Genomic DNA, 16,249 nt, shown 5'->3' with positions numbered 1-16,249 from the left:
AAGTGGCTGCCATGAGCGAGACACAGTTGGCCTCCTTCAGCGACGCCCAAGTGGCCTTGCTCAACTTGTCACTGATCAACAGCGACCAAGCCGCTGCCATGGCCACGGCCGGTAACCTGGACAGCCTGAGCGCAGCCCAGGTTCAATCGCTGCAAGCAGAGGCCATCGACAGCGTGCCCCCAGACGTCATCGACAACCTCAGCGCAGAGGAAATCAAAGCACTGGGCAACGAACAACTGGCCGCTTTGACCAGTGAGCAAGCGGCAGCCATCGGCGCCGCCGGTGGCTTTGCAGATCTAACCAACGCCCAGGTGGCACAGCTCAATGCAGCAGCCATCGACAGCGTGCCCCCAGGCGTGATCGACAACCTCAGCGCAGCAGAAATCAAAGCACTGAGCAACCAACAACTGGCCGCTTTGACCAGTGACCAGGCGGCAGCCATCGGCGCAGCCGGTGGCTTTGCAGAACTGACCAACGCCCAAGTGGCACAGCTCAATGCTGCAGCCATCGACAGCGTACCCCCAGGCGTGATCGACAACCTCAGCGCAGCAGAAATCAAAGCACTGAGCAACCAACAACTGGCCGCTTTGACCAGTGACCAAGCGGCAGCCATCGGCGCAGCCGGTGGCTTTGCAGAACTGACCAACGCCCAGGTGGCACAGCTCAATGCAGCAGCCATCGACAGCGTGCCCGCAGGCGTGATCGACAACCTCAGCGCAGCAGAAATCAAAGCACTGAGCAACCAACAACTGGCCGCTTTGACCAGTGACCAGGCAGCAGCCATCGGCGCCGCCGGTGGCTTTGCAGAACTGACCAACGCCCAGGTGGCACAGCTCAATGCAGCAGCCATCGACAGCGTGCCCGCAGGCGTGATCGACAACCTCAGCGCAGCAGAAATCAAAGCACTGAGCAACCAGCAACTGGCCGCATTGACCAGTGACCAGGCGGCAGCCATCGGCGCAGCTGGTGGATTTGCAGAACTGACGCCTGCACAAATTCTGATGCTGCAACCCTCGGCCATTGACAGCGTGCCTGCAGCTCGATTCAGCAACTGGTCGAGCCAGCAAATTGATGACTTGTCAACTGACCAGACCAATGCTTTGTCTCTGGAGCAAAAAGCGGCGTTGCTGGGTGACTTCCAGACCACTGGCCTCGAGCTGGCGCGCGCAGATCAAGGTATCGCTGGCTTCAGTATCACAGCGGGTTCTAAAAATGGGTTGGCACCAGATTTAAATTTCGGATCTGTTTCATCCATCATTGGTGATGTTAATGACGATGGATTCGACGATATTCTTATTGGCTCGTGGGAGCAAGGTGGGGCCATAATATTCGGATCTAACAGTGGACTTGCAATTCAATTAGATAATTTAGGTGATCGTGGTTATCTACTTGGCAATACTCCAAAGAGTAGTGGTGTAGGTGTGGCTGTAACTGGCATCAGAGACATAAATAATGACGGCATAAATGACTTTGCAATTGCCGCAAATACAGCTGCCGGTGATAATGTTGGAAAAGTTTATATAGTATATGGCAATAAGAGCGGAAATTACTCAGCTCTTTCTGAAGTATCCGCACTTCAAAATTTAATTTCCAATGGTGCTGGCTTCGTTGTGAATGGTTATATTCAAGGTGGGCGTCTAGGTTACTCTCAAATGAGCTCTGGCGATTTTAATGGCGATGGAATTGATGATATATTAGTAGGATTGGGTAATCCCGTTAGCCAACCCGGGGAGGCATATATTATCCTTGGTTCTGTTGGTCGAATTGATGATGTCAATTTAACAAATATCAGTCTTGCGCAAGGAATTCGAATCTCTGGTGCACAAAATTCCGACAGATTCGGACGTGCTGTTTCTTTTCTAGGTGATGTTAATGGTGATGGTTTGGGGGACGTTGCGATCGGGGCTCCTCTGCATGATGTGCCCGCAGCGAATGATGTTGGACGGGTATACATTGTGTTTGGAACAGAAAATCCTAATACTTTGACCATTTCTGATATCTTGCAACAAAATTTAGGATTTTATGTTGCAGCGGATGTATCGCAGTCAATGCCAGGGCGCCCACAGAGAATAGGTGAGGAAGTTCACGCAATTGGTGATATCAATGGCGATGGGCTTGCTGATGTTTTAATTTCAACCAATGAAAATGGATCTTTTATTGTTTATGGCAAATCAAATACAACTTCAATAGATGCATCTGACTTGGCTGGGAAAGGTATTAAAATTATTCCATCTCAAATTGACGAAAGGTTTTCTGGATATTCAGCTTCGGCTATAGGCGATTGGAATGGGGATGGAATCGGTGATTTCGCAGTCACAACGACGTGGTCTGGATCCGAAGGAAAATTAAAATCTGGAACATCGTATGTTGTTTTTGGTAATATTTCTGGAAATGAAATAAATCTCCAAAATATCAAAGACGGCATTGGGGGGTTTGCATTATTTGGTGAAAATTCTGGCGATTATGCTGCCTACTCCATAAAATCAGGTGATATAAATGGAGATGGTCTCTCAGATATTATTGTTTCTGCTCCATTTTATGATAGAACTTTTGAGTCGAATGAGGGGCGCACATATGTTGTATTTGGAATTAAAAAATTTCTGCCTGATGAAGCGCAGATAGGAACTGAAGGGGATGACATTCTGATCGGCACCAGTGGGAATGACAATCTTTACGGTGGCCTAGGCAACGACCGCTTGATCGCTGGCGGTGGTGGTGTGGATGTGCTCAGTGGTGGCGCAGGCAATGACACCTTTGTACTTAACACCCATAACGTAGCTGCATTGTCCGCAGGCGTTACTTCGGGTCGATTGGCTACGCTGGACGGAGGAAATGGCTTCGACACCATTGAATTGGCTGGTGGGGCCGATCTGGACTTCACAGCCATCACCAATGTAGGGGCAGGCACGCCGGGCAGTACCAGTCGCGTTGAATCGATCGAGCGCATTGACTTGGCCACAGACAGTTCGGCCAATACATTGACCTTGACTGCCTTGGATGTACTAGACATGTCGCGCGCAGGCGTGGTGACACAAGACACCATCGGTTGGCTCAGTGGCAGCTATAACCTGGCAACGGCCAGTGGGCGCAAGCAATTGGTTGTGAATGGCGCAAACAATGACACACTCAACCTGGATGGAGTTTGGATCAGTGCCGGTGATGTGACATTCAATAGTCAAACATACCAAGTCTTGAACCACACCACGCGAATGGCGCAGATTTTGGTGGATGCAGATGTCCATGTCACGCCAGCCCCAGTGGTTACAGTCATTCAGAATGTGGAGTTCAGTCAGACGAGTGGCACGCTCATAATCGGTGACACAGTGGATCTGGTGATTCGTACTATACAGACGGGGTTGACCAACGCAGGCATCACCATCAATGGCAAACCAGCGACGGGTTTCACAGACAATGGCGACAACACCTACACCGTGACCTACACCGTTGCAGAAGGTGACAACAACATTGCAGATGTGGTCAGCATCCCGGTGAGCGTGAGTTTGACCAATGGTACACAGACGTTTGGGCCCTATACGGCAGCACCATCGGCAGCAACTTCACCGGCCATTGATGCCAACATTGGCAGCACTGACGTACCTGCACTCTTGCCTATGAATTTTCTTGCTCACTCTACAAATTACGCTGATAGCGTGTGGGCTAAAGTTGGCTTGACTGTGAACAGCAGATTATCAAGTTTGTCGGGCATGAATAACGCATTTACTGTGCACGGGGCCGCTCACCTTAATCTCAACCAGTACACTCTGGACACAATTGACATTGGCCAAACTTACACTACTTCAATTTATATTCACAAAACAACCAACACGTTTGCTTCCACCGCAAGCCAACCACAGTTTTACTTAATAGCAAGAAATACAAGCAATGGATATCTCGCTGGTGAATCGGTGTTTATCAATACAACTACGGGTGAGCTAACACCAACTCAAGGCACTAACACGTACAGTATTGAAAGCGTCAGTACCGATTACTGGAGGGTTTCTGTATCGCTGACTGCCCCTGTAGGTACCTCGCGTTTACAAAGTTCCTTGTATGGTATGCACAACCAAAATATTCTTACAACGGGTGAATCTCTTCCGGGTGTGGTGGTATCGGGTTCTCAGGTCAATCTTGGGTCTGTTGCAACGAAGTATATTGTCACGGGCTCTACAAGTGCAACAAGCATGACCGATGAAAAGGTCAGCAGCCAGGAATTGGTCGATGGCTTCATGCTCAGCGTTGACGTGAGCGATGTGGCTGCAGGCGACCGAGTGGAGTTGTTGGTCAATGGCGTGCCATTTGCCACACCCGTCTACAGCGCACCATTGGCTGCTGGCGCGACCAAGGCCTCGGTGACCTTGACCAATCGCCCTGAGCTGGTGGACGGCACCTACACATTGACGGCACGCATGACCGATGCGGCAGGCAATGCAGGCGCTGCCAGTACTGCTGGCGTGAGCATCACCGTGGACACATCCGGCGCTGAAACAATTCAGGGCACATCGGCCAACAACAGCATCCGCGCTGGTGCTGGCAACGATGTGGTTGTGGTCAGTGCAGGCACAGACACTGTGGATGGCGGCACGGGCTTTGACACCCTGCGTGCAGTAAACGGTGGCACGCTGGAGCTGACACCAGCCAACGGCAGCACTTACACAGGCATCGAGCGCATCGATCTGGCCACCGACACCGCAGCCAACGTGCTCAACCTGGACGCCAACCGCGTGCTGGCCATGAGCGCGGTGGACCAGGTGATCACCGGCACCAGTTCAGATGGCAACAGCTGGAGCGATGGCACCTACACCTTGGGCGCCAATAGCGGGGGCAAAGACCAATTGGTCATTGACGGCACAGGTGCCGACACGCTCAACCTGTCGGGCGCTTGGGCTCTGTTGGGCAACGTGACCCAGGGCGGTAACACCTACAACGTGTACGACCACGGCACCCTGGCTGCCCAGGTGCTGGTGGACAGCGACGTGCAGGTGGGCCTGACCCTGACGGGTGCCGGCGTGGCTGGCCCCATGATCGCCGCGCTCAACGTCAAGCTCTACGACACCGCAGGCAACCTGCTCAAGAGCACCACCACCGACGCCAATGGCCAATTCAGTGCCGAAGGCATCACCTACCGAGGTGCCATGCTGATCGTCATGGAAGATGCCAATGGCGATGCAGCCGACTACAAGGACGAGTTCACCGGCAACAATGTGGACCTGACCGCCAACCTGCGGGCCGTGGTCAACTTCACCGGGGCCGACACCGACCTGTCTGTCACGCCGCTGACCGAACTGGCCGTGCGCAAGATGAACCTGACCGGCAAACAGGCACCAAGCGATGTGAACTTCATCACCAGCGTCAACGCCCAGGTGGCCGAAGCCTTCGGGGTGGCCGACATGCTGGACAAGGTGGTGGCCGTCAACGACGCGGGCTACGACGCAGCAGGCAGCGCACAGGCACAGCTGTACGGCAAGATGCTCGGCGCACTGTCCTTGCTGGACGCGGTGACGGGCAGCATGGAAAACACGCTGGCCCAAACCGCAGCTCACCTGCAACTGGTGACCGACGGCAATGGCGTCGTGACCGATGCCCAGCTGAGCAATTCACTGACGCCGGGTGTGGCCTTGGCCCAATCTGCCTTGGACGCTTACGTGTTGGCCAGCAGTGGTTCTGAAGTCATTGCAGCACAAGCTGTGGTTGCCACTTACATGACGCAGCACACCTTGGGCTTTCAAGACATGAACAGTCATTTCTACGCTTCCACAGCAGTGTTCCCGGTCTAAACGTCCGCGAAAGACTGCCCTTGCGCTGATGGCGCAAGGGCAGTCTGTCACAAGGAAATCGACATGTCAGAACGACGCATGGATTCATGGAACAGATGCAAGGCGGTGCTGTTGGTGCTGGCCTGCGCGCTTTTGACCGCTTGCGGCGGCGGCGGGGGCACAGAAGGCCGGGCCGCAGCCGACACTGACGATGGCACCGTGGCCGGTTTGCTGGCTGCGCCCATCACCGAGGCGCAGGCGGTGCGGTTCTTGTGGAAGAGCTCGTTTGGGCCGACGACCGAATCGATTGAACGCCTTCGGCAACTGGGGTATGCACGGTTTGTGGATGAGCAGTTGGCCATGCCAGCAGGCGTGTACAACACGTATATGCTTGATTATTTGTCACTTTTAGCCCCAAACCGATTTGACAGAATATGTAATTCATACCCCAAAGAAAATTTCAATATTTGTCTTGATTGGATTATTAATGATATACGAGCTCCATCAATTATTTTTTTAAAGTCTGCTGTTCATGATGCAGATCAATTGAGGTTGAGGGTCGCCTTCGCTCTAAGTCAGATTTTGGTCGTTTCTATGAATACCTCTGAGAGAACTTCTCACGGTATGCGTAGCTACCAACAGATGCTCAGACAAAATGCCCTAGCTAACTACCGAGATATCTTGGTCAAGGTTACCAAGCACCCGTACATGGGCGCATGGCTGGACATGGGAGGAAATGACAAGGCAAGACCGAATGAAAACTTTGCACGTGAATTGCTTCAACTGTTTTCTGTCGGCCCATTCCTTCTGAATCAAGATGGAACCTATGCTCTAAACGCGCAAGGCCGCCGTGTTGAGACCTACACCCAGGCTAACATCGAGTCATTCGCAAAGGCACTGACAGGTTGGGTTTTCCCGGGGGCAGGTTACCTGAGCCCTGACTACAGCACCGAGAGCATGGTGGCGGCTGAAAGCCGCCACGACCAAACCGCCAAGACACTGCTCAACGGTCAAGTCATCCCGGCAGGCACAGGCACTGAGCAGGACTTGCAGGCGGTGATCAGCAACGTCTTCAACCACCCCAACACTGGGCCTTTTGTTGTCAAGCAGCTGATACAATTTTTGGTGACCAGCAATCCCAGCCCGGCCTACGTGGCCCGCGTAGTGCGGGTGTTCAACAACAATGGACAAGGCGTGCGTGGCGACATGCGCGCCGTGGTGCGCGCCATATTGCTGGACTCAGAAGCGCTGAGCCCCCCGGACAACGCCGGGCGTTTGCTGGAGCCTGTGCTCACCATGACCGGGCTGGTGCGTGCCATTGGCGGCACCACCGACGGTGCTTACTTGGACCAAGCTGCAGCGGCCATGCAGCAGCGCCCCTTTGCGGCGCCGTCGGTATTCAACTTTTACCCCCCTGATTTTGCGCTGCCCTTGACCGGCAGCAAGCTGATGGCGCCACAGTTTGCCATTCTGACAAAGGTGACTTTAATGAATCGTCTTTCGTATGCAGAAGAGCTTCTTTTTTCAAATCGAATCGCTCCGGAATTCAAGATCCCCAATGGGATTGCAACTGGCACAAGTATCCGATGGCCTCATGTATGGATTCAAATGGCTGCAGGAGAGATAGCACCCTTGGTGGATCTGCTCAATGTGCGCCTGACGGGCGGCGCCTTGAGTGTTACGCAAGTGAACTACATCACGGAGCGGGTGCAGGCCTTGCCATCAGCCACTGAGGCGCAGCGTTTCCTTCGCCTGCGCCTGGCCACTTTCCTGGTGTATTCATCACCCCAATTCATGACGCACAGGTGAGCACGATGCAGCGACGACACTTTCTTCAGGCCCTGTCTGCATGGGGGCTGCGGGCCGGTGTTCCGGCAAGCGCCTTACTGGCCCATTCGGTGGGGCAAAGCCAGTCGCAAGACTACAAGGCACTGGTGTGCATTTACCTGTTTGGCGGCAACGACGGCTACAACACGCTCGTGCCGTATGAAACAACCGCCCACGCCAACTACCTGACTTTCCGGCCGGAATACAACAGCAGCACCCGCCAAGGTGTTGGCGTGGCACGCAATGCCTTGTTGCCGCTGTCTGTGCAGGGCATGGGGTCACCACAAATGGGGCTGCACCCGTCCATGCCGCGCACGCATGCCCGGTTTGGTTCCGGGCAGGTGGCCTTGCTCAAAAATGTGGGCACCCTGGTGGAGCCGGTCACGCGCTCAAGCTACAACAGCAAGCGTTTGCCGGCAGGATTGCTGGCGCACGATGTGCAACAAGAGATTTCGATGTTGACGACGGCAGAGACACAGGGCGCTGGTACAGAGCGCGGCTGGGGCAGCCGCATGATCGAGAGTCTGAATCTGCAAGGCAACAGCTTCACCAAAGTTTCATTCCACAGTGTGAACCGCTGGATGCAGTCGCCTACGCAGTCCCCATTGGTCACAGGGGCCAACCAGATCGTTCCGATTGTGCAGTCTGCCCGCATGGCCGAGCTGGTGGCGCAAGGCAATTTGTCCAGTCGCCCGTTCACAAAGGCCTATGCCCAACAAATGGCCGCAACTTATGCCGATGCGGGCAAAGTGAATGCGATTTTTTCTGCCCACTCGGGCGCGGCGGAGCAGGCCTTTTCTGGTGTTGCGGCGGGTCGCGCCTATGGTTTGTACGGGCAGTTGTTGTCGGTGGCCAAATTCCTGGAGTCTCGCCAAACTTTGAATGCACCGTCGCGGCAGATATTTTTTGTGGGCTTGGGTGGGTTTGACACCCATGGCGAACAATATGGGTATCAATCTGCCTTGCTTTCAGATTTGGATCTAGCGGTTGACGCTTTCATGACCGCCTTGCAGGCCATCGGTTTGTCCAACCAGGTCACGGCTTTCACGCTGTCGGACTTTGGCAGAACCTTGCGCATGAATGCCAGCAACGGCACCGACCACGCGTGGGCTTCGCACAACATGGTGTGGGGCGGCGCTGTGCGCGGGGGCTTGTACGGGCGGGATGCCGATTGGACACCAGGAAGCGAAGATATTTCGCCTTACGAACAAATGTCCATCATCCCTTCGATATCGGTGCAGCAATACGCAGCCACTTTGTCGAAATGGTTTGGGGTGGGTGATGCGGCATTGACCTCTGTCTTTCCTGAACTGCCTCTGTTCAGTGCAGCCAACCTGGGCTTCATGAACAGCTAAGTCGCTGCGCACATGCTGCGCATGACATTACCGATCCCATATTTCCCATCAAACAAGTGTTTCATTTCTTGACCGAGGCATGCTGACATGCCCACCATCCTTCGCTACTTCATCAGTGGCTCATTCGCTGACCTGCTCGATCTGCGCACCCCGGGGTCCGAATACACCTTGACCGACCAGCAGTTGCTCGCCACCGGCAGCGGTGGTGTCAACACCGTCTGGGCGGCCTTGGGGGTGGAGCTGGATGCCCGCAACTTGTTGGGCGGCACCGACCTGGTGCTGTTCAACTACCGCTGGGACCAGTACACCAAAGACATCAGCACCGTCTCGGGCGCCATCGTCTTCACGTACACCGACAGCACCAGCGGCCTTTCAGAAAAGGTCACCGTGGCCAACGGTGCCACCACCCTGGGGCGCGACCAGCTCATCTTTGCCGATGGCGCGGTGCTCACCCACCACGCACGCGCAGCCCTGCAAAGCAGCCTGAGCGCGGATCTCTCCAGCGTTGCAGGACAGGACAGCAGCCTGAGCAGCGCCACCTACAGCCCACCCGTGCCTGCAGGCAACAAGTTGCGGGCCTTTGCCTCGACCACCAGCGCTACGACCGGGGCCACCTTTGCCATGGCCGAAGAAGTCCAGACCACCATCGTCACGGGGACAAGCCGCATTGACAAGGTCTACGTCCAGGCCGGTGCCCAGGTCGATGCGCGCAACCTCTTTGGCGGGGAAGACCAGATCTACTTGACAGGCAACTGGCTGGACTACACCCGAAGCCTGACCGAAATCTCGGGCGCCATCACCTTCACCCGCACCGTCAACGGTGCCACGGAAAGGGTCATCGTCTCCAACGGAGCCACCAGCTTTGGACGAGACCGCCTGCACTTTGCCGACGGGCAAATGAGCTTCAACACCTTGAGCCAGGGCAATACAGGCCCCAACCCCTCAACGACTCGGGTGCAAATTGTCTTCACCCCCAATGGCAATGAGCCACAAACTGAAGACGTGGAGGTGAGCACCACCCAAAGCCAGGTACAGGACATGGCCATTGACCTGGCCCGCAGCATGGCCCCCGGCCCAGGCGGCTGGTACAGCGGCAACGTGCTGGTGCTCAGCGTGAGTTTGGCCGAAGCGGTCAACATCGACACCACAGGCGGCCAACCCCGGCTGGCCTTGCGCCTGGGCGAGCGCACCGTCTGGGCCGACTACAGCGCAGCCCTGACCGGCCAGGGCGGGCAACAGGTGCAAGAGATCAAATTCAGCTACCCCGTGCAGCCGGGTGACGCCGCCCCCACAGGCCTGAGCGTGCAGGCCAAAGCCTTGAGCCTGAACGGGGCACAGATCCTGCTGAGCGCCACGCAGCAAGTGGCCGACCTCACGCACAGCGCCACCACGCTCGCCTCCAGCAGCCTGGGGGTCAATACCGACATCACCAACTCCAGAATGGCCCAACTCAGCGGGCCACAACTGGCTGCACTGACCCGGGCGCAGGGGCAAGCGTTTGCCGCTGTAGGGGCGCTACAAGAACTCAGCGACGCACAGGTACTGGCCCTGCAGGCCACCCTGATTGACCTGGTCCCGCCAGAGCGTTGGGCACAGATGCAAGCGCTCAGCCTCTCGGGCCTGAGTGCCAGCCAGGTGACGGCCCTGAGCGCCGAGCAGGCCGCCCGCATGGACAGCCAGCAGCTGCTGGCCTTGGGCAGCAAGCTCAGCTGTCTCTCAGCCGATGCCATTGCGGCCCTGGATCTGGCCAGCTTGAGCCAGGAGCAGACGCACACACTCACGGGGCTGCAGCTGCAGGCACTGCTGCAGCAAGGGCTGCTGCAGGCGCTGGCGCACCCCTTAAGTGCGCAGCAGTGGCATGCACCCGACCCCCTGGGGCTGGGGCTGACCGAGCTGGGCAACAGCGCAGGCACCGACGCAGCCGAGAGGGCCTTGCTGCACGACCACCTGGCCCAGCGCGAGAGCTTGCAGCTGGCGCCCATCAACAGTCTGGCGCAGCTGCAGGCGTTGGCCAGTGTGGTGGATCGGCTGATGCTGACCGTGGCCGGTGCTCAGCCGCTTGTGGCCTTGACGTCAGACGACTTTGCCTTGCTGGGCATCCGGGGGATCAGTGCCAGCCACTGGCCAGACGTCCTCAATGCCTTGGCCGAGCAAGGCGATGCGGGCGACTCGGTCAATACCGTGGCCAAGATCCAGGCGCTGGTCGATCCATTGAGGCCCCAGATCACGGGCACTCTGGCGCTGGGTGGCCATGCAGAAGAAGGCGGCATACTCACGGCCAACACGGCGGACATCACCCACCCTGACGGTCTGCCACTGAGTTTCAGCTACCAGTGGCAAATGGCAGATACAGCCAACGGCAGCTACAGCGACATCAGCAACGCCACGGGCAGCAGCTACGCCATAGCACCCGACCAAAGTGAGGTGGGCAAGTTCTTTAGGGTGGTGGTGACGGCCACGAACGCGGACACCGCCAGCAGCTCCAGCTTGACCAGCAGCCCCAGCGCGGCTGTAACCAACGTCAACGATGCCGCCACAGGCAGTGCAGCACTGAGCGGCAGCGCACAAGAAGGTGGCATGCTCAGTGCCGTGACCAGCGGCATCATCGACCCGGATGGGACAGCGCTGACATTCAGCTACCAGTGGCAGATGGCTGACGCAGCCAACGGCAGCTACAGCAACATCGCCAACGCCACGGGCAGCAGCTTCAGCATTGCCTCAGACCAAAGCCTGCTGGGCAAGTTCTTGCGGGTGGTGGTGACGGCCACCAACGACGGCACGGCCAATGGCACCAGCTTTGCCAGCAACCCCAGTGCCGCCGTGGGCGACACAACGCCACCCGACGCCGTGGACTTGTCGGCCAACCCGGGCGTGCAGAGCACGGCCGATGTGGCTTTCAATGCCCCAGAGTTGCGGGCAGGCAAGGCCTTGCTGCCTGGTGTGCAGGCGCCTGCAGCCAGCGATGTGGGCGAGGTTCGTTGGGTACTGGGCGGCAGCTGGCAAACCCAGGCCGGGGCGGACCAACTGGTGCTGGACAGCGCACAGTCCTTGAATGCCGACTTCAGCGCTCAGAACGTGAGCCTGGGCGGTGTGAGCGGCTGGGCTTACCAGTACACCGCCAGCAGTCGCACCCTGGTGCTGAGTCAGCACGGGGGTGGCGCGATCCCCACGGACCGGCTGGACGATGCGCTGGCGGCCATATTGTTTAAAAGCAGCAGTGCCAGCACGGCATCACGCAACCTGAGCGTGGCGTATGCAGACACAGCGGGCAATGTGGGCACAGCGGCCACGGTCAACCTGGTGACCGACACGCGGCCCACGGTGGCTTTGCGGGCGGATACCGGGCGCGATGGCAGCGATGGCGTGACCAAGGACGCGGTGTTGTTGGTGACCGGCTTGCTCTCTGGTGCCACCTGGCAGTACCGCACCAGCAGCACGGGCAGCTGGATCAATGGCACGGGCACAGCGGTCAGTTTGGTGGGTGCGTCATACCTGAGCGGTCAGGTACAGGTACGCCAAAGAGATGCCAGCGGCGTGTTCAGCGCCGAGGCCTTGATGGGCGCTTTCACCATCGACACGGTTTGGCCCACCAACCCGGCATTGCGCTTTGTGCAGGACACCGGGATCAGCAGCAGCGATGGCTACACCCAAAACGGTGCCTTGCTGGTCAATCGCTTGGAGACAGACGCCACCTGGGAGTATTCGGTCAACGGCGGAGCCAGTTGGCAGGCGGGCAGCGGCACGGGTTGGACTTTGGGGCCGGGCCAGTACCTGGCCGGCACTGTGCAGGTGCGCCAGACCGACCGGGCTGGCAACACCAGCACCACCGGCAAAAACGGCATCGACTGGCGGGTGGACGAAGCACCGCCGCAGGTGCTGAGCTTTACCGTCAACGGTGGCAATGCCCTGTTGCTCAAGCCCGGTCAGACCAGCACGGTGCGGCTGGTCTTCAATGAACCCGTGGCGCAACTGAGCGCCGAAGACCTTGTTGCTACCGGCGCGACGGTCACGGGCTGGGCCAGCAGCGATGGCGGCATCACCTGGACCGGTGTGTTGACCCCAGCGGCCATGACCCTGGCCAGTGGCATGCGCCTGACGCTGCAAGGGGCGTACGTAGATTTGTCTGGCCGCAGTGGTCCCACAGGGGCACAAAGTTCGGCCTTTGACGTGGACACCTTGGTTCTGGACGCCAATCGGGGCTTTGCGATCACCGGCACCCGCGTCGGCGATTACAGCGGTGCATCGCTGGGCTGGGCGGGCAATGCGCCGGCTGCAGATGCCAACGACAGCAAGCAAGGCGTGCTCATCGGCAGCCCCATCTGGCGCAGCGGCGATGAGGCCCAGTGGGCCGAAGGCGCGGTGCATGGCCTGCTGGGGCGCACGGCCACTTCAGGCCTGGATTTGTCGGCTTTGGACCCTTTAGATGGCAGGGCCTGGACTTGGGGCGAGGCCGAAGCGGCCCTGGGCTGGCAAGTGGTGGGTGTGGGCGATGTGAATGGCGATGGCCGCCAAGACCTGGCCTTTGCGGCCCCCTATGCCGATGCAGGCGCTGGGGCCGACGCCGGACAGGTGTGGGTGCTGCTGCAAGCAGCTGACGGCCTGACCACCCTGACCGATGTGGCAGCAGGCAGCGGTGGCTGGGCTGTTCAAGGCCTGGCCGAGGGCGATGCCCTGGGCTGGAGCGTGGCCGCAGCCGGTGATGTGGACGGCGATGGTTTTGACGATGTGCTGATGGCCGCCCCCTATGCCGACGCCAGCGCCGATGCGCTGGACGCAGGCCAGGTGATGCTGGTGCGCGGCAGGGCCGATGGCACCGCAGGCCCCAGCACCGTCTGGAGCAGCCCCAACGCGGGCGACTGGCTGGGCTTTGCGGTGGCGGGGGGCGGCGACATCAATGGCGACGGCCTGGCCGATGTGCTGCTGGCCGCGCCCGATGCCGATGCGGTGGTGGGCAGTGACACCTTGATCGATGCCGGACAGGTGTATGTGGTGTATGGCAGCGCCACAGGCATGGCCAGTTTGGCCGATGTGCAGGCCGGACAAGGTGGACGCCTGATCAACGGCTTTGCCGAAGGCCAATCTGTGGGCCATGCGGTGGCGGTGGTCGGCGATGTGAACGGTGATGGTTTTGCCGACATGGTGGTGGGTGCACCCGACCATGCGTCTGCACGCGGCGGGGCCTGGCTGGTGTGGGGCGGTACAGACGACACACCGCTGGACCTGGGCAACCCGGGCCACCGCGCCGTCTATCTGTTCAATGGCCAAGACGATGTGGCCCAGCTGGGCTATGCGGTGGCGGCGGCCGGTGACTTCAATGCCGATGGGTTTGCCGATGTGGCGTTGGCCGCACCCGGCACCGATGGGCCAGCGGGGGCGCAGTCCGGGGCGGCCTATGTGGTGTTTGGCAAGGCGACAGCCAATTGGGCCGACAGCCTGGACGTGACCCAGCTGCGCCTGGGCGACGGCAGTGGCCTGATCTACCACGGGCAAGCCGTAGGCGACGGCGCAGCAGGCATGGCGCTGGCCGGAGGCGGCGATGTCAACGGCGATGGCCTGAGCGACTTGCTGGTGGGCTTTGCCGCAGCGGCAGAAACCCGGGGGGTGACGCAGGTGCTGCTGGGCGATGCGGTGTACCACAGCCAGGCGGTGTTGTGATGAATCGACCGACATCAGGTGCGCGTGGCAACAGGTTGGTGGAGGCCTTGTCATGGGTGGCGCTGGGGTGGGCCGCTGCTGGCGGGGCCATGGCTTGGACACTTGACGGCGCATCGCTGGGGGTGGGCTTGGCCCAGCAGCGCTGGCACGAGCACACGGGCACGGGCAATTTGCCGGTGTCTGAATCGGGCCAAGGCCCGGTGCTGGCCTGGGGCCTGCAAGGCCAGGCTGGCACGCTGGCGGGGGCCACGCTGCGCTGGCAGCTGTCTGGCCAGGGGCAGCAGTGGGCCAGCGACTACACGGGTTTCAAGCAATACCCCGATGGCTCGACCCAGCCCTGGCAGCAAAGCAACGACTGGCGCAGCGCGCAGGCGATGGCGCAGCTGGAGGCGGCCTGGCCGATGCGGCCCGGCTGGCAGCTGCTGCTGTCGGGGGCTGTGCAGACCCAAACGCAAAGGCGCGACTTGCGCCAGTACCGGGAACACATGCGCCAGCACAACGCGCTGGCAGGCGTGGGGCTGCAGTGGCAAGCGACGCCGCAGTGGCGCTGGCGCGTGCAGGCCTTGGAGCCGCTGTCGGGCGCATCGGGTGCGCGGTTGTCTGCCCCGTCATTGGGGTTTGATGCCGACATCCAGGCCCGCATGTCCATGAGAAGCCTGGAGCTGGCCTGGCAGCCCGAAGCCAGCAGCCCCAAGCCAAGCCGCAGCGAATGGGTGCTGCGCTGGCAAGAGCAGCGCACCCAGTGGGGCGCCAGCACAGAAGTCAACGCTTATGTGTTTCCTGGCGCACAGCAGCAGCAACGCACCTTGACGCTGGGGTGGGTGCAGCGGTGGTGAGGGGCTTCAATAGGAATTAATTTCTTTTAAGTGCTGTATTTATAAACGCGTAAGTATCTATTTATGATCTATTCATGGGCTGCTGAATGCAGCTTTTGTGATCGAGAGATATTTGAATGTCCACCATCCTTCGCTATTACATCACTGGCTCCTTTGCCGACTTGCTCGATCTGCGCACCCCGGGCGCCGAATACACCTTGGCCGAGCAGCAGCTGATCGCCAACGGCAGCGGCGGCGTCAACACCGTCTGGGCCGCTGCAGGCGTGGACCTGGATGCGCGCAACCTCTTCGGTGGCACCGATGTGGTCCTCTTTAATTACAACTGGGACCAGTACACCAAAGACATCAGCACCGTCCCCGGCGCCATCGTCTTCAGCTACACCGACAGCACCAGCGGCCTGACCGAAAAAGTCACCGTCGCCAACGGTGCCACCACCCTGGGCCGCGACCAGCTCATCTTTGCCGACGGCGCCGTGGGCACCCAACAAGCCAACGCCGCGCTGCAAGGCAGCTTGACGGCCGCACTCAACACCGTCTCGGGCGCCAACAACAGCATCACCAGCGCCGCCTACAGCCCCACAGCCCCTGCGGGCAACACCCTGCGAGCCTTTGCCTCGACCACCAGCACCACCACCGGGGCCACCTTTGCCATGACCGAAGCGGGCCAGTCCACGGTGGTCACCGGCACGGGTCAATCAGACAAGGTCTACGTCAAGGCTGGTGCCACCGTTGATGCCCGCAACCTGCTCGGTGGAGAAGACCAGATCTACCTGACGGGCAACTGGGCCGACTACACCAAGAGCCTGACCGAAGTCTCGGGTGC

At 59.1% G+C, this 16,249-nt stretch carries 6 protein-coding genes; 5 read left to right on the top strand and 1 reads right to left on the bottom strand.

From position 1 onward, the window contains the following. The first annotated feature begins 11 nt into the window (after positions 1-11). The 5 genes from QLQ16_RS15415 (at position 12) to QLQ16_RS15395 (ending at position 15,426) form a co-directional block, all read left to right on the top strand. Entirely contained in the window at positions 12-5,774 is a 5,763-nt protein-coding gene (locus QLQ16_RS15415) for a beta strand repeat-containing protein (RefSeq protein WP_283225549.1), read from the top strand. Between the two features lie 63 nt (positions 5,775-5,837). Beyond that, the gene (locus QLQ16_RS15410; protein WP_283225548.1) at positions 5,838-7,562 is read left to right on the top strand and encodes a DUF1800 domain-containing protein; all 1,725 of its coding nucleotides are present in this window, start codon (positions 5,838-5,840) and stop codon (positions 7,560-7,562) included. Between the two features lie 5 nt (positions 7,563-7,567). Continuing rightward, the gene (locus QLQ16_RS15405) at positions 7,568-8,935 is read left to right on the top strand and encodes a DUF1501 domain-containing protein (RefSeq protein ID WP_283225547.1); all 1,368 of its coding nucleotides are present in this window, start codon (positions 7,568-7,570) and stop codon (positions 8,933-8,935) included. A gap of 87 nt (positions 8,936-9,022) precedes the next feature. After that, the gene (locus tag QLQ16_RS15400; RefSeq protein WP_283225546.1) at positions 9,023-14,590 is read left to right on the top strand and encodes an Ig-like domain-containing protein; all 5,568 of its coding nucleotides are present in this window, start codon (positions 9,023-9,025) and stop codon (positions 14,588-14,590) included. Further along, on the top strand, positions 14,590-15,426 hold the full coding sequence (locus QLQ16_RS15395) for a hypothetical protein (RefSeq protein ID WP_283225545.1): 837 nt from the start codon (positions 14,590-14,592) through the stop codon (positions 15,424-15,426). The genes QLQ16_RS15400 and QLQ16_RS15395 overlap by 1 nt, the downstream gene beginning before the upstream one ends. 68 nt (positions 15,427-15,494) lie before the next feature. Here the strand turns inward: QLQ16_RS15395 and QLQ16_RS15390 are convergent, their stop codons facing one another. Beyond that, positions 15,495-15,932, bottom strand: a complete 438-nt coding sequence (locus QLQ16_RS15390) for a hypothetical protein (RefSeq protein ID WP_283225544.1) — start codon at positions 15,930-15,932, stop codon at positions 15,495-15,497. Positions 15,933-16,249 lie beyond the last annotated feature (317 nt).

The organism is Limnohabitans lacus (genome assembly GCF_030053395.1).
In the GTDB taxonomy this organism is placed as follows: domain Bacteria; phylum Pseudomonadota; class Gammaproteobacteria; order Burkholderiales; family Burkholderiaceae_C; genus Limnohabitans_A; species Limnohabitans_A lacus.
Note: the sequence above shows the minus strand (reverse complement) of the source record. Positions and strands in the feature narration are given on the sequence as shown.

Bases quoted from the DNA above. Each gene is read 5' to 3' on its own strand.
- QLQ16_RS15415 (WP_283225549.1), top strand. From the start codon at position 12: ATGAGCGAGACACAGTTGGCCTCCTTCAGCGACGCCCAAGTGGCCTTG.
- QLQ16_RS15410 (WP_283225548.1), top strand. From the start codon at position 5,838: ATGTCAGAACGACGCATGGATTCATGGAACAGATGCAAGGCGGTGCTG.
- QLQ16_RS15405 (WP_283225547.1), top strand. From the start codon at position 7,568: ATGCAGCGACGACACTTTCTTCAGGCCCTGTCTGCATGGGGGCTGCGG.
- QLQ16_RS15400 (WP_283225546.1), top strand. From the start codon at position 9,023: ATGCCCACCATCCTTCGCTACTTCATCAGTGGCTCATTCGCTGACCTG.
- QLQ16_RS15395 (WP_283225545.1), top strand. From the start codon at position 14,590: ATGAATCGACCGACATCAGGTGCGCGTGGCAACAGGTTGGTGGAGGCC.